Origin of the sequence: Bacillus multifaciens (assembly GCF_030756675.1) — a bacterium.
Classification (GTDB): domain Bacteria; phylum Bacillota; class Bacilli; order Bacillales; family Bacillaceae_G; genus Bacillus_A; species Bacillus_A multifaciens.
Genome location: NZ_JAVBXD010000010.1, coordinates 13,552 through 39,071 on the forward strand (window position 1 = coordinate 13,552; position 25,520 = coordinate 39,071).

Annotated in this window: 25 protein-coding genes and 1 pseudogene; 8 read left to right on the forward strand and 18 right to left on the reverse strand. The window is 34.3% G+C overall.

Features of this window, described 5'->3' with window-relative positions; all coding sequences use genetic code 11:
- Positions 1-32: 32 nt before the first annotated feature.
- A complete protein-coding gene (locus Q9306_RS08785; RefSeq protein WP_306197351.1) occupies positions 33-1,121 on the reverse strand; it encodes a hypothetical protein in 1,089 nt (362 codons plus the stop codon).
- Positions 1,122-1,273: 152 nt separating this feature from the next.
- The gene (locus Q9306_RS08790; RefSeq protein WP_306197353.1) at positions 1,274-3,607 is read right to left on the reverse strand and encodes a GW domain-containing glycosaminoglycan-binding protein; all 2,334 of its coding nucleotides are present in this window, start codon (positions 3,605-3,607) and stop codon (positions 1,274-1,276) included.
- A 393-nt stretch (positions 3,608-4,000) separates the two neighbouring features.
- Between Q9306_RS08790 and Q9306_RS08795 the strand changes: the two genes are divergently transcribed.
- Positions 4,001-4,165 (forward strand): hypothetical protein, encoded by a 165-nt coding sequence (locus Q9306_RS08795; RefSeq protein WP_306197355.1) that lies wholly within the window; start codon positions 4,001-4,003, stop codon positions 4,163-4,165.
- 326 nt (positions 4,166-4,491) lie between these two features.
- Here the strand turns inward: Q9306_RS08795 and nadE are convergent, their stop codons facing one another.
- From nadE to Q9306_RS08820, 5 genes and pseudogenes are all read right to left on the reverse strand, one after another.
- On the reverse strand, positions 4,492-5,313 hold the full coding sequence (gene nadE, locus Q9306_RS08800) for an NAD(+) synthase (RefSeq protein ID WP_306197357.1): 822 nt from the start codon (positions 5,311-5,313) through the stop codon (positions 4,492-4,494).
- A 52-nt stretch (positions 5,314-5,365) separates the two neighbouring features.
- Complete coding sequence (gene nadD / locus Q9306_RS08805) at positions 5,366-6,067, reverse strand: nicotinate (nicotinamide) nucleotide adenylyltransferase (RefSeq protein ID WP_306197360.1); 702 nt, start codon at positions 6,065-6,067, stop codon at positions 5,366-5,368.
- Positions 6,054-7,513 (reverse strand): annotated as a pseudogene (locus Q9306_RS08810) (nicotinate phosphoribosyltransferase). Before Q9306_RS08810 ends, nadD begins: the two are co-directional and overlap by 14 nt.
- A 90-nt stretch (positions 7,514-7,603) precedes the next feature.
- Complete coding sequence (locus Q9306_RS08815; RefSeq protein ID WP_306197362.1) at positions 7,604-8,380, reverse strand: NUDIX domain-containing protein; 777 nt, start codon at positions 8,378-8,380, stop codon at positions 7,604-7,606.
- A gap of 169 nt (positions 8,381-8,549) precedes the next feature.
- Positions 8,550-8,672 carry a hypothetical protein gene (locus Q9306_RS08820; RefSeq protein WP_306197363.1) on the reverse strand — a complete coding sequence of 41 codons (123 nt, stop codon included), beginning with the start codon at positions 8,670-8,672 and terminating at the stop codon, positions 8,550-8,552.
- 420 nt (positions 8,673-9,092) lie between these two features.
- Here Q9306_RS08820 and Q9306_RS08825 point away from each other — a divergent pair, with 420 nt between their 5' ends.
- Positions 9,093-10,472, forward strand: coding sequence for an aldehyde dehydrogenase (locus tag Q9306_RS08825; protein ID WP_306197366.1), 1,380 nt, complete (start codon positions 9,093-9,095; stop codon positions 10,470-10,472).
- 338 nt (positions 10,473-10,810) lie between these two features.
- On the forward strand, positions 10,811-11,881 hold the full coding sequence (locus tag Q9306_RS08830; RefSeq protein ID WP_306197368.1) for a CHAP domain-containing protein: 1,071 nt from the start codon (positions 10,811-10,813) through the stop codon (positions 11,879-11,881).
- 86 nt (positions 11,882-11,967) lie between these two features.
- Here the strand turns inward: Q9306_RS08830 and mleCBF are convergent, their stop codons facing one another.
- The 8 genes from mleCBF to Q9306_RS08870 all read right to left on the reverse strand — a co-directional run bounded on the left by mleCBF (position 11,968) and on the right by Q9306_RS08870 (position 20,414).
- Positions 11,968-12,807 (reverse strand): CBF family alpha/beta fold macrolide esterase, encoded by an 840-nt coding sequence (gene mleCBF / locus Q9306_RS08835; protein WP_306197370.1) that lies wholly within the window; start codon positions 12,805-12,807, stop codon positions 11,968-11,970.
- A gap of 151 nt (positions 12,808-12,958) precedes the next feature.
- Positions 12,959-14,383 (reverse strand): PTS transporter subunit EIIC, encoded by a 1,425-nt coding sequence (locus tag Q9306_RS08840; RefSeq protein ID WP_306197371.1) that lies wholly within the window; start codon positions 14,381-14,383, stop codon positions 12,959-12,961.
- Between the two features lie 19 nt (positions 14,384-14,402).
- Positions 14,403-15,290 (reverse strand): N-acetylmuramic acid 6-phosphate etherase, encoded by an 888-nt coding sequence (gene murQ, locus Q9306_RS08845; protein ID WP_306197373.1) that lies wholly within the window; start codon positions 15,288-15,290, stop codon positions 14,403-14,405.
- Between the two features lie 210 nt (positions 15,291-15,500).
- Positions 15,501-16,325, reverse strand: a complete 825-nt coding sequence (locus Q9306_RS08850) for a DUF2785 domain-containing protein (RefSeq protein WP_306197375.1) — start codon at positions 16,323-16,325, stop codon at positions 15,501-15,503.
- A 277-nt stretch (positions 16,326-16,602) separates the two neighbouring features.
- Entirely contained in the window at positions 16,603-17,799 is a 1,197-nt protein-coding gene (locus tag Q9306_RS08855; protein ID WP_306197377.1) for an L-lactate MFS transporter, read from the reverse strand.
- Between the two features lie 248 nt (positions 17,800-18,047).
- Positions 18,048-19,052 carry a serine hydrolase domain-containing protein gene (locus Q9306_RS08860; protein ID WP_306197379.1) on the reverse strand — a complete coding sequence of 335 codons (1,005 nt, stop codon included), beginning with the start codon at positions 19,050-19,052 and terminating at the stop codon, positions 18,048-18,050.
- A gap of 171 nt (positions 19,053-19,223) precedes the next feature.
- Positions 19,224-20,060: an adenosylmethionine decarboxylase gene (gene speD / locus Q9306_RS08865; protein ID WP_306197380.1), complete on the reverse strand. Its 837-nt coding sequence runs from the start codon at positions 20,058-20,060 to the stop codon at positions 19,224-19,226.
- 228 nt (positions 20,061-20,288) lie between these two features.
- Positions 20,289-20,414, reverse strand: coding sequence for a hypothetical protein (locus Q9306_RS08870; RefSeq protein WP_306197383.1), 126 nt, complete (start codon positions 20,412-20,414; stop codon positions 20,289-20,291).
- A 155-nt stretch (positions 20,415-20,569) separates the two neighbouring features.
- Between Q9306_RS08870 and Q9306_RS08875 the strand changes: the two genes are divergently transcribed.
- From Q9306_RS08875 to Q9306_RS08885, 3 genes are all read left to right on the forward strand, one after another.
- Positions 20,570-20,722 (forward strand): hypothetical protein, encoded by a 153-nt coding sequence (locus tag Q9306_RS08875; RefSeq protein WP_242223438.1) that lies wholly within the window; start codon positions 20,570-20,572, stop codon positions 20,720-20,722.
- A complete protein-coding gene (locus Q9306_RS08880) occupies positions 20,719-21,051 on the forward strand; it encodes a hypothetical protein (RefSeq protein ID WP_306197387.1) in 333 nt (110 codons plus the stop codon). The genes Q9306_RS08875 and Q9306_RS08880 overlap by 4 nt, the downstream gene beginning before the upstream one ends.
- 375 nt (positions 21,052-21,426) lie before the next feature.
- Complete coding sequence (locus tag Q9306_RS08885; RefSeq protein WP_306197389.1) at positions 21,427-21,654, forward strand: hypothetical protein; 228 nt, start codon at positions 21,427-21,429, stop codon at positions 21,652-21,654.
- A gap of 57 nt (positions 21,655-21,711) precedes the next feature.
- Here Q9306_RS08885 and Q9306_RS08890 read toward each other — a convergent pair whose 3' ends face one another.
- Entirely contained in the window at positions 21,712-21,855 is a 144-nt protein-coding gene (locus Q9306_RS08890; protein ID WP_306197393.1) for a hypothetical protein, read from the reverse strand.
- Between the two features lie 308 nt (positions 21,856-22,163).
- Between Q9306_RS08890 and Q9306_RS08895 the strand changes: the two genes are divergently transcribed.
- On the forward strand, positions 22,164-22,427 hold the full coding sequence (locus tag Q9306_RS08895) for a YesK family protein (protein ID WP_306197396.1): 264 nt from the start codon (positions 22,164-22,166) through the stop codon (positions 22,425-22,427).
- 321 nt (positions 22,428-22,748) lie between these two features.
- Positions 22,749-23,138, forward strand: coding sequence for a VOC family protein (locus Q9306_RS08900; RefSeq protein ID WP_306197398.1), 390 nt, complete (start codon positions 22,749-22,751; stop codon positions 23,136-23,138).
- A 223-nt stretch (positions 23,139-23,361) separates the two neighbouring features.
- On the opposite strand, the gene Q9306_RS08905 is transcribed toward Q9306_RS08900, so the two are convergent.
- Both Q9306_RS08905 and Q9306_RS08910 read right to left on the reverse strand, forming a co-directional pair.
- The gene (locus tag Q9306_RS08905) at positions 23,362-23,616 is read right to left on the reverse strand and encodes a hypothetical protein (RefSeq protein ID WP_306197400.1); all 255 of its coding nucleotides are present in this window, start codon (positions 23,614-23,616) and stop codon (positions 23,362-23,364) included.
- Between the two features lie 319 nt (positions 23,617-23,935).
- Positions 23,936-25,504: a SagB/ThcOx family dehydrogenase gene (locus Q9306_RS08910; protein WP_306197402.1), complete on the reverse strand. Its 1,569-nt coding sequence runs from the start codon at positions 25,502-25,504 to the stop codon at positions 23,936-23,938.
- Positions 25,505-25,520: the final 16 nt, after the last annotated feature.

Genomic DNA, 25,520 nt, shown 5'->3' on the forward strand with positions numbered 1-25,520 from the left:
AGCTATTATTCGTTTTGAGGTCCCCATCTTTGTTAACATAAAACTATATATGTTTGATTTTCTTGAGCAATATTTTTTATTTTGCTGCATTTAATTAATTCTTCAGTTACTTTTGTATAGAAAAAGTGATACCACCATATAAAGAATTCTTCATAAGTTATTTCTTTAGCGTATGAGCTTGATAAATAATATCCTTTCAGAAAATGTTCATTTTCCTGTAACAAAGTGATTAGATCTTCACTAATTGTGTCAGCGATCTCATCTAGTACTATTAAGTCAGCTGCTTGGAATACTGGGATAATGGGCTTCGAGTTCTTGTACAATCCTACCCTTTCATAAAATGAACGAAGTGGTACATCTATTTGTGTGTCAGAAGAAACGAATTTTTGTACCAGTTGTTTTTTTAATTGATTAACATCGAGGATGGTCTGTTGAAAATATTCTTCTAACGTCTCTTCATTAGCAGTTATTAGGTTAGTTGTTGTATATCTTCTATTTCCATAGAGACAGATTTGAAGTTCTCCTAAGTCTAAATAATGATTTCCGTATATACCAAAAGCTTCTTCGTTTGTTTTTTCTTTTTCTTGAATGGAATAGTAATATCTTTTGTTATTTCTAAGAGGTCGCTCACTTTTTAGGTAATTTTTCTCTATATTATTGATTTGTCCAAAATCTAATAAAACACCGCTATATAGTAAGAGACTACACGCTTCTATGGATAATTGTTTAAATGTATCAATTTTTTTGCAAAGAGTAATGATTTGTTTTGAGTGTTTTTCAATGATTTGAAGTGTAGGTGTAATTAGAGGTTCGCATAGATTATATAACTGCTTTCCTTCATGAGCTGTTATAACCATACAAGCAGGAAAATAAGTATCGTTTATTTCTTTTAATAATCCTTCTTTCAATAATGTATTGATATGTTGATTTATCTCTTTTGTATTCCAATTCAGTTCTTTCTTTATATCCTGTATGTCTATGCCTGAGCGAATCATTACAAGTAGATAATGGAGTCGTGATTCAGATATATCAATACTCGGAAAGTTGTTTCCAGATGAAATGATTTTAGTTTCATAATCTGTATGTGTTATGTTCTCTTGAAATTGACTATAAGATGGCATTTTTCCCCTCCTTAATTATGCTTAAATAGTGGATAAGATTCGCTTATCCACTATTCTCAGTTTATTCAATTTTATATTTAGATCTTAAATTAATATATACTATAAACACTAAGTCTAAATATACCTCTATAGTCATTGGCTAGACTGTGAGATTAGTAGTTTTTAATCTCTTGTTCATTATTTACATTGATAATATAAGCACCCTGTTTGATTTGCTTCATTAATTCATACATTTGATTTTCTGGAATAGCTATACAACCTGCTGTTGGTCTTCCATTAGCCACATGTAAGAAGAAACCGGAACCTGCACCTTTTTGAATGTTTTCTGTATTATAGTTGATTACAATACCGTATTTATATTGTACAGGATAGTCAATTAAGTGTTCATCGCTTCTAGAAGAACTACCACGCTCTTGCCATGTGTTATATTGATCATCATTTACGTTACTAATCCAATAAGAATTAGGTGTAATTTGACGGAATGGTAAGTTAGTTCCTGGGTTGGAAGTTCCGAATGCGAATCCTAGAGAATAAGAACCTTTAGGAGTTCTACTTGTAGACTCACTTGCTTGTCCTACCCCTTGAGAGCCAACAAAACCGTTTGCAGATAGCTTTTCATTCCATAAACCGTTCTCTTTTTCTAAGAATGTTACTTTAGCAGTTGTTCCTGAAGCTATCACAGTTACAATTTGATTTGTACGTTGTGCAGTTTGAGAAGATGCTACAAGACCACTTAAACCACTTTGTTGAACCGCACCTTTTTCTAATGCTCTTGAGTCAACCCAGTTCATTTGACCGTTATAATCAAAACCATACCATGTTATCCCATTAAAGTCTAAAGCCATACGAACATTTAAGTTTTTATTAGCTAAGTTACTTGCAGGTTGAAGGTATGAAGCATTCTGCATACCCCAAGGTCTTGAAACTACCCCATGATTTCCTGCATTACCAACATGGAATGTTTCGTTCATTGTTCTAATGTTTGATGCGTTAGATACCGCTCTAGAATCAACCCAACCTTGTTCTTTACCGTCTACTTCAAAGTTATACCATGTAGTAGAACCACTAACTAAACTACGAGTTACATGAATTGGTTTGTTCATATAAGCACTTGCACCATTAACCCATCTAGCACCGTTTTGACCGTATGGTAAAGACCATACACCGTTTCCGTATACGTCACCAAGCATAACAGTTTTATTTTCATTTTTGATAGTAACATCAGTAGTAATCGTTTTAGCGTCTACCCAACCTAGTTGTCTACCGTTTAAGAAAACTCTATACCATTTTGTACCATCTTTCACTACACTTTCAACAATTTTCACTTGTTTATAAGTATAATTACTTACTGAATCAATCCAGTATGCTCCAAATAACCCGTAAGGCACACTCCAAACACCGTCTGAACTATTAGCAGTTCCAATATAAGCATCCTTATCTTCGTCTTGGGAATTAAGTTCCGGCATCATGACTCTAGCGTCTACCCAACCTAATACTTTGTTTCCTTGTTTAATTTTATACCATTTAGTCCCGTTTTTAGTCCCACTTTGAATAACTTGTACTCTTTGGTAGTTATACTTATTAACAGAGTCAATCCAGTATGCACCAGGTTCACCATAAGGAGCAGACCAAACGCCGTCTGAACCTCTATCAGTTCCAATGGATTGTGAGAAGTTTTCATCTTTTAAATTCTCTAAAGAAGATAAAGATTTATTCCCATCAATCCAACCGATGTTTTTACCGTCTTTGCTTATGAAGTACCAGTTAGTGTTATTTACCTTTAACGTTTTTGATACATGTACATTTTGATAAGCGTATTGATTTGTAGAACCACTGTATTCAGCATAGTTAGTACCGTAAGGAGCAGACCAAATAGCATTACCTTGTGTATACCCAATCGTTACATCTAAGTTAGCAGGTTTTACATTACCTTTGTCAATTACTGCTTTATCTACCCAACCTACAACTTTTCCGTCTACACTGATTTTACACCAAGTCGTATTTCCTAGGCTTGCTTTTTCAAGAATTTTAATGTCTTTATAAGCGTACTTATCAGTTGGAAAATTGTATTTTCCACCGTCAACCCCATAAGGAGCAGACCAAACACCATGAGCGTCTGTTGCTTTATACCCCATATAAGCGTTCTCATTTACTTTCTCTATGTTTGTTAAACGACTAAACGCTCTACTATCTACCCAACCTACAACTTTTCCATCTACACTGATTTTATACCAAGTTACTCCGTTTAAATCAATCTTTTGATTAAATTCAATCTCTTTGCCTAAATATTGACTTGTAGAACCAACATAGTTAGCACCAGGTAAACCATAAGGTGTAGACCAGATACCGTGAGTTCCTACTCCAATAATTTGACTACCTTGAACATTTACAGTAGGTGTTTCCGCCTTAGTTATTGTTGGTGACGCTAACATTAATGTTGTTCCTGCTACACATAATAAAGTACCTAGATTTGTCTTTTTAGACATGATGTTAAATCCCCTTTAGTTTGTTTTAGCTTTATTAAATATGTTTACCAAACAATTTATGTATATTAAAATTGTAGTCTATACAAAATATGATATATTAACTACTTTTATATTATATCAATACAATTAAAGAAAAAATAATGAAACAGATATTTTTAAATTGATTAATATAATTTCTTTGGATTTCTTTCCAAGGTAACTTATAAATCGGCCATCTATTTGAATCTCATGCCCTTGCTTAATTATTAAATCTAGAAGTTTTTCAAAATTTTTGTTCTTTATGTACTTAGCAATGAATCAATAAAATAAAAGATGGCATAATAAGCGGAAAATTAAATATAATAAAGCCTCTAACATGGGCATACTACACTTATTCTAACTAGGAGGTGCTCCATGAAAAATCAATCGAACGACTCTCATCGCACTGGAGATGAGAGATTCAACACAGCTGGACCTACTACTGACGAAGCAACTACGAGTTTTGTTCGTGCGAAAGATACTTCTCAGTCCAAAGGGAAATCTGGCGGTGAATTATCAACTAAAAAAGATATTCTATAGTTAAAAATGAATTTTTTAGTAAATGTTCTAGATAGCTTTATTCAAAAAGCATGGTAAATTCCCATGCTTTTTTTGTGTATTATGAACTAATTTTACTTAATAAAGCACTGCTAAATCCAAGATCTTTCACTTTATTTTTAAAATTTTTCCATTTTTAATTGTTATTCATACCTACTTTCTATTTTCAGCTTTTAGATTTACATTTACAAAAATAAAGAATGCACATACTAGATGTATCTATATGTGCATTCTTTATTTGGTTTGTTATCGAACTAATCTATATCGTTAATTAAGCAGTAATATTTACTTCATAACATTGCTTTATATTATTTCCACCAATCATCAAACATTGTTGTAGGGAGTTGGCGTTTATGTTCTGTAGCTAAATATCGCTTTTCGATTGCTTCTGCTACTTCATTAGATACTTGCTTACCTTCTAAATAGTCATCTAGTTCTTCATAAGAAATTCCTAGTTCGGTTTCATCTGCTTGTTGTGGTTTATTATCTAATAAATCTGCAGTTGGAACTTTTAAATACAATCTTTCTGAAGCGTCTAATGCCTTCAATAGTTCTCTTCCTTGTCTTTTTGTTAATCCAGACAATGGAAGAATGTCAGCACCACCATCACCGTATTTCGTAAAGAAACCTGTCACAGCTTCTGCTGCGTGGTCTGTACCAATTACAAGAAGGCCGTTTTGTCCACCTACTGCGTATTGTGAAATCATTCGAACCCTAGCTTTCACATTTCCTTTATTGAAATCTGTAAGTTGCTCTTTTGCATCTTTTTCATATTGCTCTGCAAAAGCGTCAACTGTCGTTTTAATATCAAATGCAAGTTCTTCATCTGCTTGAATGAATTGTAACGCTGCTTGTGCATCATCTTCATCTTTTTGAACACCGTAAGGTAAGCGAATTGCTACGAATTTCACATTATGTCCTTCGGTTCTCAATTCTTCTATCGCTAGCTGAGCGAGTCTTCCAGCTAAAGTTGAATCTTGACCACCGCTAATTCCTAAAACGAAGCCTTTTGCTCCTGTTTTAAGTGCGTACGACTTTAAAAAATCGATTCTTTTACGAACTTCTTGAATAGGATCAATTACTGCTGACACATTTAAGTCCGACATGATTTTTTGTTGTAAACTTGTCATTTTAAAATCTTCCCTTTCAGTTTTTAGCGTTTTATATGAAATGTATTCCCTATTATTGATACAAACCTTTTTCTTTAATGTAATCGTAGCAGCTATCCGGGAGAAGGTAACGCGGTTCGCCGCCTTTAGAAAATTCTTCGCGTATATATGTAGAACTAATTTCCATAGCTAATCCTTTATCGATTAATTGAAACCTACCATCGTCATAATTGCGAAGTAGAGCGGATCGACTAATCGTTTGAAGCATATCGATACCATTGCGAGCCATAACGATAAAATTATTCTCACTTATCAATTCTTTATCCATCTTCCATTTTCCATTAGCGATATCTACTAAAAGGTCTGCACCCATGATAAAGAACAATTCCGCTTCTTTTAATATAGTCCTAAAATGCTTCATTGTATAGTATGTATAATGTTTACCTGGTAATACGTTTAATTCATGAGTGTCTAGAATGAACTTCGGGTTATCTTGTATGGCTAAACTAATCATCTTAGCGCGGTGATCGCCGGACGTTTGTATTTTCTTATCAATACGCATGTTTGTAGAAGGTAAAAAGATAATGTAATCTAGTTTTTTACGATGCGCTACAGTTGAAGCAGTCCACAAATGAACATTTGTGATTGGGTCAAATGATGAACCATATATTCCAATTCGACGTCCTTTTTTAAACAGTTCACTTATATTTTTTTCTGGATTCAACTCTTGAAGATATTCCATACTTTTTGTTAAATCGATTTCATTTATTTTCATTCTCAATCATCTCCGCAACTTTTTGTTTTACTTTCTCAATATTCTTCATTTTGTTGTCCCAACACTTTTGACTAAGGTCTAAAGGATATTCTTCTGGATTTAACCCACGTTTATATTCATCCCAAAGCAAATCTAAGTTATTTTTTGTGAATTGCTGGACTTCTTGAAGGGATGGAGATTGATATACACATTTGCCTTCTATGAAAATATCGTGATGAAGCTCTTTAGCCTCAAAGTTCGTTACAAATTTACTAATAAAAGTATGCATTGGATGAAACATTTTTAACCTATCTTCTTCATCTGGATTTTCTATCTCTAACGCGATGTAATCTCCTTCTGATTTTTTGTTTATCGTATTAATAATGCGGTATACTTTCTTAAGACCTGGAGTAGTTACTTTTTCTGGATTGGAGCTGATTTTAATTGTATCCACCATTTCACCGCTCTTATCTTCGATGGAAACAAGCTTGTAAACGGCCCCTAAAGCAGGAGAATCAAACGCTGTGATTAATTTTGTTCCAATTCCCCAAATATCAATTTTCGCTCCTTGTGATTTTAAATGAGTGATCGTTTTTTCATCTAAATCATTAGAGGCAATAATTTTTGTTTCTGTAAATCCTACTGCATCTAACATTTTCCTCGCTTCTTTAGATAAATAAGCTAAATCTCCGCTATCTAATCGAATTCCTTTAAAATTAATTTGATCGCCAAGTTCTTTGGCCACTTTAATAGCATTTGGAACCCCTGATTTTAATGTATCGTAAGTATCTACTAAAAATACACAATCCTTATGTCTACGAGCGTATTTATGAAAAGCGGTATATTCATCGTGATATGCTTGAACCATTGCGTGTGCATGTGTACCAACTACAGGAATTCCAAACAGTTTTCCAGCACGCACATTAGATGTAGCTTCAAATCCACCAATATACGCAGCCCTTGTACCCCAAATCGCTGCATCCATTTCATGAGCGCGGCGAGTTCCAAATTCCATTGCAGTTTGTTCACCTACTACTTGCTTCATTCGCGAAGCTTTTGTTGCGATTAATGTTTGGTAATTTACGATGTTTAGAATAGCTGTTTCAATAAGCTGGGCTTCTACTAAAGGCGCTCATTCCCAAAAACTAATTCACCCTCTTTCATTGAGCGGACTGTTCCAGTAAACTTTATACCTTTTAAAAACGCTAAGAAATCATCTTGATATCCTAATTCATCGCGAAGATAGGCAAGATCACTTTCAGTAAAACGGAAATTTTGTAAGTAATTTATGATTCTTTCTAAACCAGCAAAAACAGCGTACCCGTTTCCAAATGGAAGTTTTCGAAAGAATACCTCAAATACTGCTTTACGATCATGTATATTGTCTTCCCAGTATATTTCCGCCATATTAATTTGATAAAGGTCAGTATGTAACGCTAAGCTATCATCTGTATTTTTATGATTCATTATAATTCCCTCCAATTATTTCATATATTATATATATGCACCGATAATATTTAACAATTAACAAATTGTTAAATATTGATTTTAAAAAAATTAATATCTAGCCGTGTATATTGGTTGCACTATCTCCATCTCCACAAAACGATACAATTGTGCAGATTTTTTCGATGTTCGTTGGGTCGTTTGTCCCGTAACTTCCTGAATGAACGGCAAAGTTTTTATTTTTCTCGCGAATGCCTGTCCACTCTTAATTGCTGGGTCTTCAGTAACAGTCAATAATACGGCTTGCAGCTCAGAGTATGTAAAACTCTTTGGTAAAAAACTTTTTGCTACTGTTGTTTGAAGTAAATCAATTGTAATGACTTTAATTGCGTCGCTTATGATCTGATTATGATCAAAAGCTAAGTCTAATTTTAGTACTTCATCAATTGAAAATAATGCAACTTCTGCAGCATCGTCATTGGCTTGACGTTTTTCTAAATAATACTCTGGTACAATCGCATAATGAGCGTTAGAAATAATCCAACCACGCGGGTCACGACCAGGTTTATCATACACACCATAATGCTTAATATGTATACCTTCTACACCTGTTTCTTCCTCTAATTCTCGCTTTGCCGCTTCAAACGCCGTTTCATCATCCTGTACAAAGCCCCCAGGTAACGCCCATTTCCCTGCTTCAATATTAGATTTCCCTTCTGAATTGGTTAATGCCCGTTTTATCAGCATTAATTTCAGAGCCATAACAGGAGGTTTATGTTCTTCTTTTTCCTCAGTAACGATAGTAAATACTGCGATATCTGACGTATATCCATCAGGTGTGTGGTATTTTTTTGCATCATATTGTTTTAAAGCTTCTTGGTTTGACATTTACCTACCTCCTAAGCGGTTAGCATTATTCTTTACATGCTCCTTAATAATTAACGATGTGTTAATTATTAATCGCAATTATGAACTAATTATTTTTATTTGTCCATAGAATTTTTAAAAAATCCATATTTCACAACATTTGTTTTTATATAATGAATGACATCTTAATTTACAATATTTCTTTTTCTTCCTCTGTATTCGCATCTGAAAAGATATTAGTAACAACATCAGCTGTAACTTCAACTACGAATTCACATAAGCCAGCTACCACTTCTTCAATCACTTCATGCATATTTTCCCACTCCTCTTTTTGTAAATGTATCTTTAGTATATAATCTGGGGATTTTTTGATGCTATTGAAAAAGATGACAGATCCCTTACAGTTTTGTAAGACTAATAGAAAGAATGATTTGTCTGACAAATACGTACAATAAATAGATTAAGATTTTCTTTTACTCCATTTCACTTCACTGCTATTAGGATCATCATGTGTTGGTTTTGCAAATTTATAGCTTTCCCATTGCATCTAGCAATTAAGAAAAAGCGTTCTCTAATCGTCGGCGCACCAAAATTGCTCTAAGCTCACGCCTATCAACCTTGTATCCTTGTTTTTTAAGCATTTACAAACAATTGCTAGATATGTGGAGTAAATATTTTTATAATTGATATACATATTATATAAATATTTTCTTGCTATTGGAGGGGTTTCCTAATGGTTGATAATATGCAACAACTGATTCAAGAGCATAAACAATTTTTCCATCTTGATCATACAAGAAGTCTTCAGTTTCGGCTTGAACAGTTAGAAAAATTAAAAATGTCTATTCGAAAATATGAAAATCAAGTACTGAATGCATTATATCAAGATTTACACAAAAGCGAGTTTGAAGCATATGCTGCAGAAATTGGTTTCGCCTATAACAGTATCAACTTTATTATGAAATACCTAAAACAGTGGATGAAACCTCAAAAAGTAAAAACGCCTATCCATTTTGCACCTTCCAAAAGTTACATAATAAAAGAGCCATATGGTACAGTGCTAATTATTGGACCTTTTAATTATCCATTTCAATCATTAATTGAACCTCTTATCGGGGCAATTGCGGCAGGGAATTGTGTTGTTCTCAAGCCTTCAGAAAATGCACCGAATGTTTCAGTTGTAATTAATAAAATAATAAGTGAAACGTTTGATAAGCAATATATTCGTGTAATTGAAGGAGACAGAGAAATAACTTCTTTATTAATTCATGCACCGTTTGACCATATCTTTTTTACTGGTAGCGTTCAAATTGGGAAAATTGTCATGGAAGCTGCGGCGAAAAATCTTATACCAGTAACATTAGAACTTGGTGGAAAAGGACCAGCTATTGTCGATGAAACCGCTAACATAGATATAGCAGCCAAACGTATTATCTGGGGGAAATTCATAAATGCTGGGCAATCCTGTATTGCACCTGATTATGTTATTGCACACAAATCTGTTAGGGTACAATTGATTTCGAAAATGAAAGAAATCATTACAAGCTTTTATGGATCAGATGTATCAAAAAGCAATGATTATGGTCGAATTGTCAATGAGAAGCAATTTGATAGACTTATTTCTATATTAGAACAAGACCAAAATCATATAATATTTGGTGGAAATTCATCTAGAAGTCATTTATATATTGAACCAACACTTCTTGAAACAAAATCGTGGGATGATGCAGCTATGAAAGAAGAAATTTTCGGACCGATTTTACCAATTATGGAGTACAACGATTTAGATGAGGTCATTCATATGGTTAACAACCATCACAAACCGTTAGCTTTGTATGTATTTACTGAAAATAAAAATGTTGAAAAACAAGTATTAGGACGAGTGTCTTTTGGAGGAGGATGCGTCAATGATACAATGTCACATATGGCGAATCTCCACTTGCCTTTTGGTGGAGTAGGAAGTGCAGGATTCGGTGCCTATCATGGGAAACATAGCTTTGACGCTTTTACACATCATAAAAGCATTTTAAAGAAAAGCTCAATCGTAGACTTTGGGTTTGTATTTCCACCGTATAGGGACAAAATTAAAATTTTACGAAAGATTTTTAAGTGATAAGAAAGAAACAGTTTGCTGAACATAGAGTATGGCAACCAAAAGTAAAATAGGGATGGAATACTTAACTATTACCATTATTTATTATTTATAAAATATGATTCCACATTCTCAATACTAACAAGGCATCCACTGAGGATCAGCAGATGCCTTGTTATGTTTTAGTTTATGACTTTGTTTTAAACTAATGTTGATAATTAAGATGGCCATTAAAGTGCTATTAGGCAAAACAAAAATGGATGTTATGCTAAAATTAATGTGAGATTGTGAAAAATTGTACTTAAACCAAAGGTCAAGCTTGGTCAAGAAATAAAGTGGAATAGGAAGTGGGATAATCTGTGAATAGTTCAAGAAACAGGATTGAAAGTATTCGTGTACTTGTTAATAAAATACTTGATTTGAACAGCTTAGTTAACAGACAAGAAGCTTATGCTCAACTTAATGGGGTATCATCTTTCGCTTCGATGCTTGCAATGAAGCGAGGATTAGAGACAGAAATTGCGGCTATCACAGGTTTGCTTCACAACTATTATTTCTATAAAACTGGTATCAGTTATTTTCCCGGAATTAATAGTGCTGAAACCGTCAGACCTATCATAAGAGATTTAAATATTTTTTCTAAGGATGAACAACTTACCATTCTTCGGGCAATATTCTACCAGAATCAGCGTGGGAAAGTTCACGGTCCATACGATGAATTGATCAAAGATGCTATTATACTTAATAATTTCTTTCAGCACTTGGATTACACCGTATTCCATATGGATGTTCAAAGATTTCATAATGTATTTGGCAAATTGTCCATTCCAAAGGACCAATTTGAAGGAGTTATTCCAACCAATCATAATGAAAAGATTACAAAAAACGAAAAAGACAAACGAAGCTTGTTGGCCGATATTTCAGAAGAACTAGCAAGTCAAAACATTATTGGTATTCCACAAGATAAACTGTATACGGAAATTTGCCATTATTGGCCTGATCCCGATATATATAAAGTACTCCAAGGGAACTGGTGTGCAGCATTCGTATACCATTGCTGTATGCAGGCAGGAATTTTGCTGCCGATACGTTATCCAAACGGTAATCATCGACTAGCTGGTGTAGGTGCTATATTTGAGTGGGCTAAATTGCCCGAAACTGGATTTTTTTATTATGATGACCAAAACTTTAGACCACAACGCGGCGATATAGTTATTTATGAAAAACTTTTATCAAATAATTCTCACGACCATATTGGAATTGTCCTTGATTGCGAAGACCAAGAAATTCTTGTCGCAGAAGGGAACAAAGATAATGAGAACTATTCAAGCGTTCTTCGTAGGTGTAGGGAACGCAACATTCTAGGCTATATTCGAATCGACAATGAATACGAATTTCATTTCGATGGTGACTATAATCCTATTATTTAAATACTGTATACCAACAGATAGTAATATCTATTGCTTAACGTTGTAAATCCGCATTTTTCTGACGTTACCCTAACTATTTCTTTTTATTAGGAACTAAGTTTTACAATTGATTCTATCATTTGTTCCCAGTCTTCACTATGAAGCTCATGCCCTGATCCATCAAGAGTCACTAGTTCAGCATGGGAAATGGCTTTCGCAAGAGCAATCCCATGTTCGTATGGCAAAGCTGGATCTTCTGTTCCATGAATAATGAGTACCGGTACGCTAATTTCTCCCATCCTATCGTAATAATCACCTCCGCCCTGCAGCATAGCATGATTAAATCTACTTGGAAGCTGTTTAGCGCGGGTAACCTCCCTTTTCGCCAATTTGTATATTCTTTCCCTCTCATAAGGTTTGGAACCGGCTAAAGTTTTCCATCCACCCGCAATATAGGAAATAGCCGCCTCTTGATTTGACCAGTCTATGGAAGTACTCTTTGCATGGTAATTTAGTATTTTCTGATCCATCGGAGGAAGTTTTTCCATCTCAGTACCGAACACACTTGATGCAATTAAAGTAAGTGTAAATACACGCTTTGGATATCTCAGGGCAAAAATTTGGCCAATCAAACCACCTAAGGACATTCCAACGATATGAGCCCGTTTTATGGAATATGCATCCAGAACTCCAACTGCATCGGCAGTCATGTCTAATATTGTGTAGTTGGAAGTACCAGGCTCATAAGTAGTCGATCGTCCCAGATCACGATGATCGTATCGAATGACAAATCTTCCTTGGTCAGCGAGGCGGAGACAGAAGTCCTCATCCCACCAATCTAATGAAGACATAGCCCCCATGATTAAAAGTACAGCAGGGTCCTTAGGATTTCCAAAAATTTCTACACAAATCTCTACTTTATTTATTTTCAGTATCCGCTCACCCATGTTCCCCCTCCTTTAACATTAATCCCCTCATATTATAAGATATCAGGATGTATTAGATCATGTATATTTCATAAGTGGCAGTTTTTTATGTAGGTGAATGATAGTAGAACCCAATGATCGACCATAAAACTAATCGTACTTTTAAGATGTATTATTCTTGTTCTATCATCGCTTCCTTTGGGACACCGAAGAAATAGGTTACGATAAACCCAGCGGCGTATCCTGCAAATAATCCAATCACGTATTTCCACCATACACCACCGGCAATTAAAGGAATTAATGCCACACCAGATGGTCCGATAGCAATTGCACCAACGTTGCCAAGCAATCCGATGACTGCTCCTCCGATACCTCCACCGATACATGCGGTGATAAAAGGACGGCCTAATGGTAATGTAACACCGTAAATTAACGGTTCCCCTATACCAAGAATTCCTACCGGGAGTGCACCTTTGATCAAATTTGTTAATGATTTATTTTTATGACAGCGGATCCATAATGCCGTTGCTGCTCCTACTTGCCCAGCCCCTGCCATCGAAAGAATAGGAAGTAATTGTGTCATACCTGTTGTATGGATCATTTCAATATGAATTGGTATTAATATTTGATGTAACCCTAACATAACAAGTGGTAAGAATGTTGCGCCAAGTACAAATCCAGCAAATGCGCCACCGCGTAATAATACCCAATTGATAGCACCAATTAAGTTTTCTGAAACGAAACCTGCTAATGGCATAATGAAGAAAATTGTTATAAGCCCTACTATTAATAATGTGATTGTTGGTGTCACGATCATATCAATTGTATCAGGAATCACTTTACGTAATTTCTTTTCTACAAATGCTAAGATCCAAACAGCCAATAATACACCAATAACTCCACCTTGTCCTGGTGCTAACGGCTGAGCAGTGAAGATATTATGAATTGGATTTTCTGGAGTCACACCAGTTAACAAGGTAATGCCACCGATTACTCCACCAAGTGATGGCGTTGCCTTGAATTCTTTTGCCGCATTCATGCCGACATAAATTACTAAATAACTAAAAAGTGCATTTTTAATCACATTTAAAACGGTTACATATTGTCCCCAAGTTTCTTTATCTAAATTTCCAGCAGTAATATTATTTAATAGAATTGAAGCAATACCAGCAATTAACCCTGCTCCAACAAATGCTGGTATAAGAGGAACGAAAATATTTCCTACTTTTCTTAAAAAATTTTTAAATGGTGTATTATTCTTTTTCTTTAATTCAGTCTTTATATTTGCCCCTTTTGCTTGTAGTTCTTCTGCAGAAGAAGCATTTAAATAATCGCCTTGTCCTTTTTTCTCTGCTAACACAATACTGAATTGTTCTGCTACTTTTGTTACAATACCTGGTCCAAGGATAATTTGATATGTTTCATCATCAACAGTACCAAGAACCCCATCAATCTTTTTTAATAATTCTTCATGAATTAAATTACGATCTACAAGTGTAATACGAAGACGTGTCATACAGTTTGTGTATGCTGAAACATTATCACTACCACCAACTGCATCTAAAATTTGAGATGCCATGCTATGATATTTGTTCATCGTGTCGTCCTCTTTTCGGTTATTTTACAACTTGTTTAACAAAACCTTGCGTTTCTACTAATTTCTTCATTGCTTCTTCTTTTGAAAGTCCTGTCAAAATCATTACAATCGCGATTTTAGGTTTATTATCTGCTTTTACTAAGTATGTTCCAGCTGTTTCATAATCACAAGATGTTGCCTCCATCACGATACGCTTTGCGCGTTCAACAAGCTTTTCATTTGTTAATTGAACATCAACCATTAAATTCCCATATACTTTCCCGATTCCTACCATAGTGGCTGTTGAAAGCATATTACAAATTAATTTTTGTGATGTACCTGCTTTTAAGCGTGTTGAACCTGTTAATACTTCTGGCCCGCTTACTACTTCAATAGCAATGGACGCGACTTTTCCAACTGCTGAGCCTTTGTTACAGCAAACTGCGACTGTTTGAGTACCAATTGAATTTGCATATTCTAATCCTCCAATAACGTATGGAGTTCGTCCGCTTGCTGCAATTCCTACTACAATATCTTTATCTGTTAAATAAATATTCTTTAAGTCTTGAATACCTAATTCTTTCCTGTCTTCTGCACCTTCTACCGCTTTAATGAAGGCTTTTTCACCTCCAGCAATTAATCCAATTACTTCTCCTGAATCTGTTCCGAATGTTGGAGGACATTCAACTGCATCTAACAAACCAATACGTCCGCTAGTACCAGCTCCTATATATATTAAGCGGCCACCTTTTCTTTTTGCTGCAACAATCGCTTCCACTGCCTTAGCGATTTGTGGAATTTCTTGTTTCACTGCTTCTGCGACTTTTGCATCTTCTTCATTCATGATTGTTAAAAGATCAATTGTTGACATTTCGTCTAAGTTCATTGTTTTTTTATTGCGTGCTTCAGTTATTAAATTTTCTAGCATTATTCATCACCCTCATTTATTTATAGAAATCGCTTTATTTTGTTAGTTTCATGATGTTTCATCTTCTCCATGGGTATGTTTTATATTGCTATGCTAAATGCTCAAAAAAGAGTCTTAAATTATTAAGACTCTTTTTTGATAAACAACATATTTATTATTGATTGTTTTTTTACATAGAAATATGAAAAAAATTATATATTACAACCCAAATTAAAACCTATGCCATTTTTGTAAAGTCTCTAGTATTGCAACTGTAAACCCGGAGTTCCCCTCTTGTTCTAAAGCTCGGAAATACAAGCTTCTTAAAAAGGTTCTAATGTTTTGTACTAAAATATCATTTTGAGAAGCTGGAGCGTCTTCAATGATCGTAAAGCTGTGAAGCCAATTGTTCCATTCTTCTTGGCTTAAGATATTTTGATTCCATAAAGACATAACTGCCGTCACTAATCTCTCATCCTCAAAGTTTATGTATATGTAATCGTGCAGACGAACCTTATGACGAACAACAGTAAGGATTGCATGCGAAAATTCGTGATTTCGTATCGTACGAGCTAATGCGTCTAGCGCATCTGCAGCATGTGCGGTAGAATGAGCCCATCCCCTGCCATCTACATAGCCGCGTACATCTTGCTCAAGATATACATATTCAAGAACTTGTTCTGCCACGCTGTAGAGCTGTTCTTCAGATAAGAACGGTTCTTTTTCATGAACGGATAAAATAAGTGGCGGGATTAAAATGGAGAAAGCACGCTTAAAAACAGAGTCTGTTCCCTTTTCACCGATTTTATAAAACAAATAATCAGGACTAAGCGCCTGTAGCAATAGTCCGCGTAACTCTTTTTGTCTAAATACTTCGCCTGTAATCCATCGTTCGAGCGTACTGTAAATTAATTCATCCCGCAGTTCAGCATCAGTTGATCCGATATAATCCATCATCCATTGTGCGTATGGAAAGGCGTCCACATCTTCTGGTACGACGTAATTGTTCTTTTTGATTTGTTGTAGTTCTTGTTTTAATTCTTGTCCATCCATCATAATACTTTCTAACCCCTTTTATAATTTTTCTATTTTGCTTTTATACTACCTTAAATTTCATTTGCATGTAACTACATCTCTAAAATTATATTTAATCTATCTGTAACTTTTCTGAATACCGTAAATACTATTGTATGTTTTGCGGTATTGTTCTTTCATTCCATCTTTTGTAACAAATATGAGTCCCTCATAAAAATGAAAAAAGAAAAGAATCGATTCTATATTGTAGAAGATTCTTTTCTTTTTTCTTTAAACCTAAAGTTTGTCTCTTACATCTTCACGCTACACCGCGATGATTTTCTTCTTTTTGCTCATTAGGTGGTCGGATCAAAATAGCAATGATAAATGATACAACACATAATGCACCGATTACCATAAAAGTTGGTTTAAATCCACCTAGAATTGCACCAATAAAGGAACCGGCAAGTGCCCCAAAACCAAAACCTTGATACACGATACCGTAGTTTTTACTATGATTTTTTAGACCGAAGAAATCGCCAACAATGGCTGGGAAAATCGTGATATTTCCACCAAAGCAAAAAGCAACGCTTGCTACACAGGCAAAATAGATACCGTAATTTAAGTCCACAAAACTGAGAACAAAAACAGACGTAGCTATAATGACAAAAGTTGCAGACACAATTTTTAAGCGACCGATTTTATCTGATAATGGACCTAGAATGATTCGACCAACTGTATTAAAAATAGCAATCATTGCAACGGCATTAGCTGCCGTTGCTGCGCTAAGCCCTACAAGTTTAACACCGATATCTTTTACCATACCAATTAAGTATAAGCCACTCATACATGATGTAAATAACATGATGAATAACAGATAAACTTGTTTTGTGCGCAGCATTTCACTTGTTGTATAATCATGACTCTTTGTTTCATGAACTGTATCTTGTTCAGCGGCTTTGTGGATAAAACAAGCGCCTATCACTACCATAACTGCAACAATTAAGCCCCAATAAAAAAACGCTTGCGATACACCGACTGAATCAATGAACTTTGCGTTAATGTATTTAAAAATTAGGCTACCCGTGCCGTATGAAGAGACACATATCCCAGAAATTAAACCTTTACGCTTTGGAAACCACTTTATTAAATTAGATAATGAAGTGATATATGCTGTACCGTCTGCATAACCTACAACAACACCTGCTAGTACATAAAGCATTGGTAATGAGGAAACTTGTGAACTAAGCATCAAGCCAATCCCTAGAGATAATCCAGCTATCATAATGAGTTTACGAAGCCCCAATTTCTCTTGTAATTTACCCGCAAACAAAGTTGAAAATGCTAATGAAAAGCTAGTGATTGAGAAGGTTATAGCAACAGCGTTAAGATTCCAGCCGTATTTACTCACTAAAGGCTGATTGAATAAGCTCCATGTATATATCGTACCAAGGCCCATTTGGACAATAACAGTACCGAAGACAACAAGCCATGGATTAACAGATGAATGTTTCATACCATCCTTCCTTCTCTTTTCTAATTTGAATTTTTTAAATAATTGTCTAACGATGCTTATTATGCCCACAATGTTCCGTGAGATACGGATATTAAGATGAAAATTAGTACGGAGTAACACCAATAACTTTATCGCTGTTAATCAACAAAAAGACACTTACCAATTTGAAGTGTCTTTTTGTTGATTACAAATATTCTATTAATACGCATATTCTAATGCTTATGTACAAATCGTATTAACTGTTATGATTATTGAGCAAATATATCAGCCACTAAATTGCTAAACTCTCTTAAATATTGAAGATAATTGTCTCCTTCATAGTTATACCTTTTGTTATACATCTTTGCGACAACGACATTATATTCAGGAATAACTAAAATTGTTGGCCCTGTTACACCTAGTATTTGATAAGATCCTTTTGGAACTCTTTCACCTATTTCACTTTGCAGTGCTGGTGCATTTTGAACAAACCAAAATAATCCGTTTTGTGGTAAATTTGTATTTTTATAATGGGGAGAATGAACTTGTGTTGCAATTTCAATGACTTCTTTCGGTACAATTTGTTTCCCATTCATATATCCTTTATTTAGATGAAGGTTTCCCCAATAAGCAAATTCTCTAGCGGAGACAAAAAGATTCGATTCTGTCCCATCATCTGATGCGCCTATCTTGCTTTCAGCTGGTTCACCTGGATTTATGACTACTTTTACTAAATTGTCATGATCTGCTTTTTGCCAAGCTGTTTCTGTAAAACCTGCGGGTATAAAAACTCGTTCTCTTAGTAATTCCGGAAAGCTTTTATTATATAGCTTATGAATTAACTGTGTCATCATTTCAACATTAATACCTCTATACGCCCATTCTTCCCCAGATTCAAATTCTCGGTACACCATCCCGCTGTCATTCATATTGAGACCGTGTGAATGAGTTACTAAGTGTCTTAAGGTTGTATGACCAAGTAAAGTTTTGTCATACTCTTCAAAGTAATCTACAGCATAATCGTCTAGACTTCTAATTTTCCCTTCATAAAGTGCATAGGCAATCGTAAGTCCTAAGTAACTTTTTCTAGCAGAAGCAACATTAAACTGTGAAGTTGCTGTAATAGGAGAACTATTTTTTGTATTAGAATGAGTTCCGCTATAATGCTCCAATACAACTTGATTATCTTTCATAATAAAAAGTGCTGCTGCAGAGCTATGATTTCGGTCTTTAATATTTTCTACCCATGAAATTAATTGCTCGTATTTGTTCATTTTTTATTCCTTTCTTTATTGAATCTATACCAAAATTCAAATTCGACAAAAAATGAAAAACACCTTTCTTCAGTACTGCGATTTCTAATCATAAAAACTGACTAATTTTCACATCGAAAAAGTAAAAAAGCAGGAGAAGTTTTCCTGCTTTTTAGTGATATTTTGGATGTTTCATTCAGTTGAATCCTCTTCAATTGAGCCATGATTCATATTCTTTCCGTAAAATATTTCATCCATTTCCAATTTTAATTTCTTGGTAATTTCTTGTTGTTCGTCTACAGATAATGTTTCCTGTGTATATCCAAACAAATAGTTATTTAAGTCAAATTTTTTTAGTTTGCACTTTGTATGAAAAATGTGTTCTTGATATACATTCACATCAATCATGTCATACGAATTTTTTATATTCTCTGGAATGTAATTTTGGATGGAGCTTATTTCGTGATCAATAAATAATTTGTTACCCGTTATATCTCTTGTAAATCCACGAACTCGGTAATCGATGGTCATAATATCCGTATCAAATGAGTGAATTAAATAATTTAGCGCTTTAAGAGGTGAGATTTCTCCGCAAGTCGACACATCAATATCTGCTCTAAAAGTGCTGATTCCTTCATCTGGGTGATATTCAGGATATGTATGAACTGTTATATGGCTTTTATCTAACTGTATAACGACTGATCCCGGAAGGGGGCCGGGTGATTCGCTAAATGATTCAGTTGGAACTTCTACAATCGGTCCTTCTGAAACTAATATTGTAACGCTCGCTCCTTGTGGAACGTAGTCTTGTTTAGCGACATTTAATACGTGTGCACCTATAATATCCGATACATTTTTTAAAATCTTTGTTAATCTGTCTGCATTATATTGCTCATCTATGTATTCAATATAGGCTTCTCGTTCTTCTCTTGTTTTTGTATAGCAAATATCATACATATTAAAACTTAATGATTTTGTAAGGTTATTAAATCCATGCAATTGAATTCGTTGCTCTGGCGTTAACTTCATAGTGAAATACCTCTCTATTCAAAAATGATTTACACATCCATCATGAAATATAGTTCCATCCTACATTTTTTTCATGCATATGTTAGTTGTTTTTGATATTTCAATTTTTAATCCCAAAATACGGTAAATGAAATTCAGTTTATATATATCATGGTTGGATCTCTATCATTTGAAAAAGCTTGGATTCCATCAAATCCAAGCTTTTTCAATATTTAATGGCTCAAAAGATTATTTATTTAAATCTTTTTTTGTTACTTCACTTCTAATATTTACATCTTTAGAGAACTCAGTATCTTGTTTTAGATTGTTCGGATATTTATTTTTACGCTCTCGATTATCATTTCTATTCGTCATAAATGATCCTCCTTTTGTTAAGGTCTGTATCTATTTTTTACGAAAGGAACCATTTCATACAGAATATATTGACATTTTCCTTCCACTTTTTGCGAAATATATTTTAGACAAAACATGTTCCGATTAGCACATACTATTTATTGGAGGTGACAAGGATGGGAAACAATCAAAACCCGTTTACAACAAAGAAACGGAATGCTAATGGACAATATGATAAGGAAGCGCATAGCATAGATAGTCATGGGAATTATGTACCTAATACACCGACAAATGATGCAATTCTTCGTGCTGAAAGAGCAAAAAAATGACTGTCCTAAAGGATAAAATATTAGAATTAGTACCAGAATCGGTGAAAAAATTGCTTCAAAAAGATATTGTGGGTGAAAATCGATCTCTCGTTGATTTTGTTGTAGATGATGTAATCGCTTATGAGTTTGAACCCGAACAAGTAGCCCCCTGTATTATGGCGGCTTATTATGTTTACGAATCAACGGCTTATCCAAGAGATATGGAAGATGAATGGAAGTTAAGCTTAGTGTTTCACGCTGCTATTCGTTCAGCGATGAAGCTTCTGTCTTACGGTAAATATAAAGCAGAACGTTCTGAAAGTGGCTGGATGAGGTATGAAAATGTTTAAGTAACGTTTGCTAATAAGCAACCACTTTAAGATAATTTTGACATAAAAAGTCCGATTGTAACTTCAATAAAGTTATATCGGGCTTTTTATATTCATGAAAGTAATGATACACAAAAGTGATATTTTCGCTTTTGTTATTGTTATACTTCACGACTCCCTCTATAAAGTGCTTTTTATATGATTCTCAAGATCCAGCCTTTACTACATACGTATATTTTTTAAAAATAGATAACCTGTCCAATCAAGAGGGGCTATCTTCAAATAGTATGGTATGAGAGCTACTTTCAGAGATCCAGTTCAAGCATCCATCTACATAGGAATTATGGGTTATTTAGAGAGGAGAGGTCTACAATCGCTTACGTATTCGAACAATGCATGAATATATGTTTGGAAATTTTAATTGCTCCAGATACAGATATAGAGCTATCTATAAGTGACTATGACACATGTTCATCAGGGGTTATAATTGATGGTGATGTAATTATTATTACGTTACCGTTAGTAGCTTGTGTTGTAATTACGCTTCATGATGATTTTAGCATTTCAGTTGAGCTTATTGATTCGTTAGTATTTCTTTCTATTCCGCCTTCTAAAGAGGAATAAACGAAAGTTCGTTAACTAAAACAGGAACAGAAACAATATCATTTCTGTTCCTGTTTTTTAATACTCAATTTCATCATAATCTTTTGGCTGTGGTATTGGTTGCATATTACTCGCATCTTTCGGATCGCTATAAATAGCATTTTCTTCTGTATTTAATTTTTTGATGTTTTGTTTTTTATTATCATTAAGTGGCTTGTCCATCTGATTCATCTCCTTTACATCTTTTCAAATGTAATTATGTCCTATACTACTCTTTTCTACTCTGTAAGAATAATTAGTGGTTGATTGACGTGTTTACTCATTTATTTTTATCAATTGTAAAAATACGGTAAATGAAATTTGGTATTGATTTTTTATTGCCCAATTGTTTTCCCCGTACTAAAAAACAAGTAAAACTATTACATCAAAATTGCGAAAAACAAAGAAGATTTTGAGTAAATCTTTAATTTGGCAGTACCGCTTTTTTCCGATTTTGTATTAAAATAAGGTTAATTAAGGGGGCGGAGAAAATGATGATTTTTGTTCCGGTTGGTTTGGGAATATTAGTAGGTGCAATTGTAATATTGCTAACTGTTTTTTTAAGAAAAAGAACAGATTCTAGAGTTCTAAAAAACGTTCCGGCTATTGTAGGAACATTGGCTGCATTGTACCTGCTTTATAGAGGTTTTTTTGAAGTGAGAGGGTTTGAGGGGGCAGCTTATGGCGTTATCTCAATAACGCTAATTATATTTGCTTTACTTTCAATATCAATAGCGAATAAGAAAAAGGAGTAGCACGCACATTTTAACATTTTTATACGCTAAGGAATTTTTACGGTTTCAAATGATTATAAACGCTTATTAATGTTGCAAAGATCTTTTTCTATTTTGCTACAAATATCACGTTATTATTAAAAAATGATTTACAACACCTCCCTTAAATCCATATTCATGTAATCAAGCTTCAATAAAATTCATACCAAAGTCCTACTGTTTATTAGTTTATACGTCTTTCATCTTAAGTAACTCTCCCCAAAATGGGGGATTTTAAACCTTATATCTCTAACTTATAATAACTATTGTAAGAGCTTTTAAAATTTAAAAGGAGGGAATTACATGAAGAATTGGGTTCAGTTTAGATTTGCAAGACCAACAGATAAATTTGAAGAAGTTATAAATTTTTATGAAACAGGATTAGGTTTACAACGCATAGGAGAGTTTCAAAATCATGCAGGTTACGACGGGGTCATGTTTGGATTGCCTGATGAAGAGTACCATCTTGAGTTTACCAGGCATGTGAATGGAAGCCCCTGTCCTGCGCCAACAAAAGATAATTTACTTGTCTTTTATATACCTAATAAAGATGAAATTGAAAAAATAACGAATCGATTAAATAAAATGAACTATTATGAAGTTGAACCTGAAAATCCGTATTGGATAGAGAAGGGAACTACGATAGAAGATCCGGATGGTTGGAGAATTGTACTCATGAATACAGATGGATAAAACAATCTTTTATAAAGTATTATTTCTAGTGAAAAATAATAAAATGTAACATTTTGAAGTAGCCCTGAAACGAAAATTTTATATCACTACAACAGTTATTTATGAGAATTCAGGTCAGTTTTTTCGTTTTGGGGAACAATGAATTTCTTAGCTTGATGGCGATGTAGAAACGAATGGTAATTAACAATACCCTCTAAAATCACTATTATTAATCATTTATTTTTCAAAATTTCATTAAGTTTTTTTCGATAATATTTTTGATAACTATCTTTATTAATTTTTTTATATTAAATTTACCAATAGCTCGTCTTACTTTTAAATCATGTATTATAAGATAAGCATTTTTTTCATCTTTATATAAATCTTTAAACCATTCATATTTCTTTAATTCATTTATGTTCCTAATTATGTCTTCTTCACTTGGTTTTAAAAAAGGAAGATATATAGAAAGGTTAAATATATCTAATAAAAACCACATATTTATTTCAACTCCTTATAAAGTTAAACAATCATTTTTTATTTTTTCTTTAATACCAATATATATTAACTTATTCTTCAAAAAGAAAAAAAACCCTCCTATATTTCCAATTATACCCATTAAAACGAAAGACTTTGCTATTCACAATTTTTTTAAAAAATCATTGACCGGCTGATAATCAGTGGGGATGAAGCCCCCACCACTGATTAAAGTTTCACTATATAACCATCGCCGATTTGCGTTTTGTTAAGAGTGTTTACTATATGAAAAAAGCTTGAATTCATTAGAATCCAAGCTTTTTTCATATAATAACGCTTTTTTAACTATGCAAACTCCCTTTCAACCAAGGTCGTTGTCGATAAAAGCCGATTGGAATTTGGATGAGACTCGTTTTTTCTTCTGAATCTAGCTTGTAAATTTCATCACACAATTTCACATCGAATCCAAGAAGCGGGTGGCCTCCGAGTCCTATTGCAGAAGCTGCTAACAATAATTTCTGTACTAGGATGCCTGCTTCCATCTGTTGGATGCGGTATCCTCTATATCCAAGTTCAGTTTTAAGATGATTTTTATCCCCTACTACATGTAAACAAAGTGGTACTTGGAAGAGATTCACGTTGTGGAATGTCATCCCGCTTTGCAGTAAGAATCGATGATCTCCAAGATGTACTTGTCGTAATGCATGAGCATCGCTGTCATAATGATAAGCGCCATTTGGGATCCCTTCAACACCAAATAAACATACGTATAAGGAAACGCGGGATACCAGTTCTTCATGCTTTGTATCTAAATCGTTTTGATAGGAAAAAGAAGCAGTTGTATCATGTAGCAACGTAGTCAATTGTTCTTGATTCATTTTCCGAAAAGTAAAATCCATTTCCGGTGAAAATCGATTTTGGCATGCGGCTGTTAAGTCGTACGACATTCGCTGTATACGAGGAAGAACTAACGCTTGACCATCACGCATTCTATTCGTTTCACTCTTGATTTTTTGAAACGATCGTGTTGATTCAATCATAGATGCTTTATTCATTTGAATCAACATTGGATACTGTGCAATATTTCGTGATCGGACATAGTGATTGTGGTGAATAAATGGTAATTCTTCACATAATTGAGTGGCAGAGACTTCTTTATTCGTAGCATCATTTTCAGTATTGAACTGTGTGGTTACAGAATTTACCGACAGAGGGATAACTGCATATACACTCTCCTCTTGATCGGATAACCCGAGTAAATGGTTGATGGCCCGGTCTAGAAATTGAAAATGCACACTTGGTGTGAACTGAAATCGTTTTGCTACTTCTAGCAATTGTCCGATTAACACACCTGAATCCAATCCTTGCAGACGATAAGAAAAGTTATGGTATTTAAAGAAATTTTTCCAAAACATTGTCGATACAAAAATAACACCGAAACAAGCGGATGTGTCACAGCTATTCCCAAGAGTCCGGGCTACATATGAATCAAAATTCCCTTCTCTTAATAATACTAAGCGGTGATGTGCAACGTCATAGTGGTAAATCCCAATAGGCACATTTTCCATCTTTAAATATATATACAATTCATTTGGATATAAGCCACCACCCGAGGGAATAAATCTCCGATAAGACTGCATAACATGTTTTTCTGGCGATGGTAAGGTTGACTGACAGAATTGAGTAAGCCCAAATACGTACCAAAGAAAATGACCGATTTCGCGAAGATTCGGTTCTATTGATACTTCGAGATTTTCAAGTGTTAACGTAACATCAGAAGGTAACGGAATTACCGGTAAGTCCCGATAAAGCTTATAGGGAAGTGGCCCGTCTTCCCAGTCAACCTCCCAAGTCGAGGAGGTTGATTCGTCATTAACGTGTAAATTGTTCAAAAATGTCTCTAAACTCATCCTTCTCCCTCCTAAT

Bases quoted from the DNA above. Each gene is read 5' to 3' on its own strand.
- Q9306_RS08895 (WP_306197396.1), top strand. From the start codon at position 22,164: ATGATGATTTTTGTTCCGGTTGGTTTGGGAATATTAGTAGGTGCAATT.
- Q9306_RS08840 (WP_306197371.1), bottom strand. From the start codon at position 14,383: ATGAACAAATATCATAGCATGGCATCTCAAATTTTAGATGCAGTTGGT.
- mleCBF (WP_306197370.1), bottom strand. From the start codon at position 12,807: ATGGGTGAGCGGATACTGAAAATAAATAAAGTAGAGATTTGTGTAGAA.
- nadD (WP_306197360.1), bottom strand. From the start codon at position 6,067: ATGAAAATAAATGAAATCGATTTAACAAAAAGTATGGAATATCTTCAA.
- Q9306_RS08875 (WP_242223438.1), top strand. From the start codon at position 20,570: ATGGGAAACAATCAAAACCCGTTTACAACAAAGAAACGGAATGCTAAT.
- Q9306_RS08880 (WP_306197387.1), top strand. From the start codon at position 20,719: ATGACTGTCCTAAAGGATAAAATATTAGAATTAGTACCAGAATCGGTG.
- speD (WP_306197380.1), bottom strand. From the start codon at position 20,060: ATGAAGTTAACGCCAGAGCAACGAATTCAATTGCATGGATTTAATAAC.
- Q9306_RS08860 (WP_306197379.1), bottom strand. From the start codon at position 19,052: ATGAACAAATACGAGCAATTAATTTCATGGGTAGAAAATATTAAAGAC.
- Q9306_RS08910 (WP_306197402.1), bottom strand. From the start codon at position 25,504: ATGAGTTTAGAGACATTTTTGAACAATTTACACGTTAATGACGAATCA.
- Q9306_RS08850 (WP_306197375.1), bottom strand. From the start codon at position 16,325: ATGATGGATGGACAAGAATTAAAACAAGAACTACAACAAATCAAAAAG.
- Q9306_RS08885 (WP_306197389.1), top strand. From the start codon at position 21,427: ATGAATATATGTTTGGAAATTTTAATTGCTCCAGATACAGATATAGAG.
- Q9306_RS08790 (WP_306197353.1), bottom strand. From the start codon at position 3,607: ATGTCTAAAAAGACAAATCTAGGTACTTTATTATGTGTAGCAGGAACA.
- Q9306_RS08820 (WP_306197363.1), bottom strand. From the start codon at position 8,672: ATGCATGAAGTGATTGAAGAAGTGGTAGCTGGCTTATGTGAATTCGTA.
- Q9306_RS08870 (WP_306197383.1), bottom strand. From the start codon at position 20,414: ATGACGAATAGAAATGATAATCGAGAGCGTAAAAATAAATATCCGAAC.
- nadE (WP_306197357.1), bottom strand. From the start codon at position 5,313: ATGACAAGTTTACAACAAAAAATCATGTCGGACTTAAATGTGTCAGCA.
- Q9306_RS08905 (WP_306197400.1), bottom strand. From the start codon at position 23,616: ATGTGGTTTTTATTAGATATATTTAACCTTTCTATATATCTTCCTTTT.
- Q9306_RS08825 (WP_306197366.1), top strand. From the start codon at position 9,093: ATGGTTGATAATATGCAACAACTGATTCAAGAGCATAAACAATTTTTC.
- Q9306_RS08855 (WP_306197377.1), bottom strand. From the start codon at position 17,799: ATGAAACATTCATCTGTTAATCCATGGCTTGTTGTCTTCGGTACTGTT.
- Q9306_RS08900 (WP_306197398.1), top strand. From the start codon at position 22,749: ATGAAGAATTGGGTTCAGTTTAGATTTGCAAGACCAACAGATAAATTT.
- murQ (WP_306197373.1), bottom strand. From the start codon at position 15,290: ATGCTAGAAAATTTAATAACTGAAGCACGCAATAAAAAAACAATGAAC.
- Q9306_RS08815 (WP_306197362.1), bottom strand. From the start codon at position 8,380: ATGTCAAACCAAGAAGCTTTAAAACAATATGATGCAAAAAAATACCAC.
- Q9306_RS08890 (WP_306197393.1), bottom strand. From the start codon at position 21,855: ATGGACAAGCCACTTAATGATAATAAAAAACAAAACATCAAAAAATTA.
- Q9306_RS08785 (WP_306197351.1), bottom strand. From the start codon at position 1,121: ATGCCATCTTATAGTCAATTTCAAGAGAACATAACACATACAGATTAT.
- Q9306_RS08795 (WP_306197355.1), top strand. From the start codon at position 4,001: ATGAAAAATCAATCGAACGACTCTCATCGCACTGGAGATGAGAGATTC.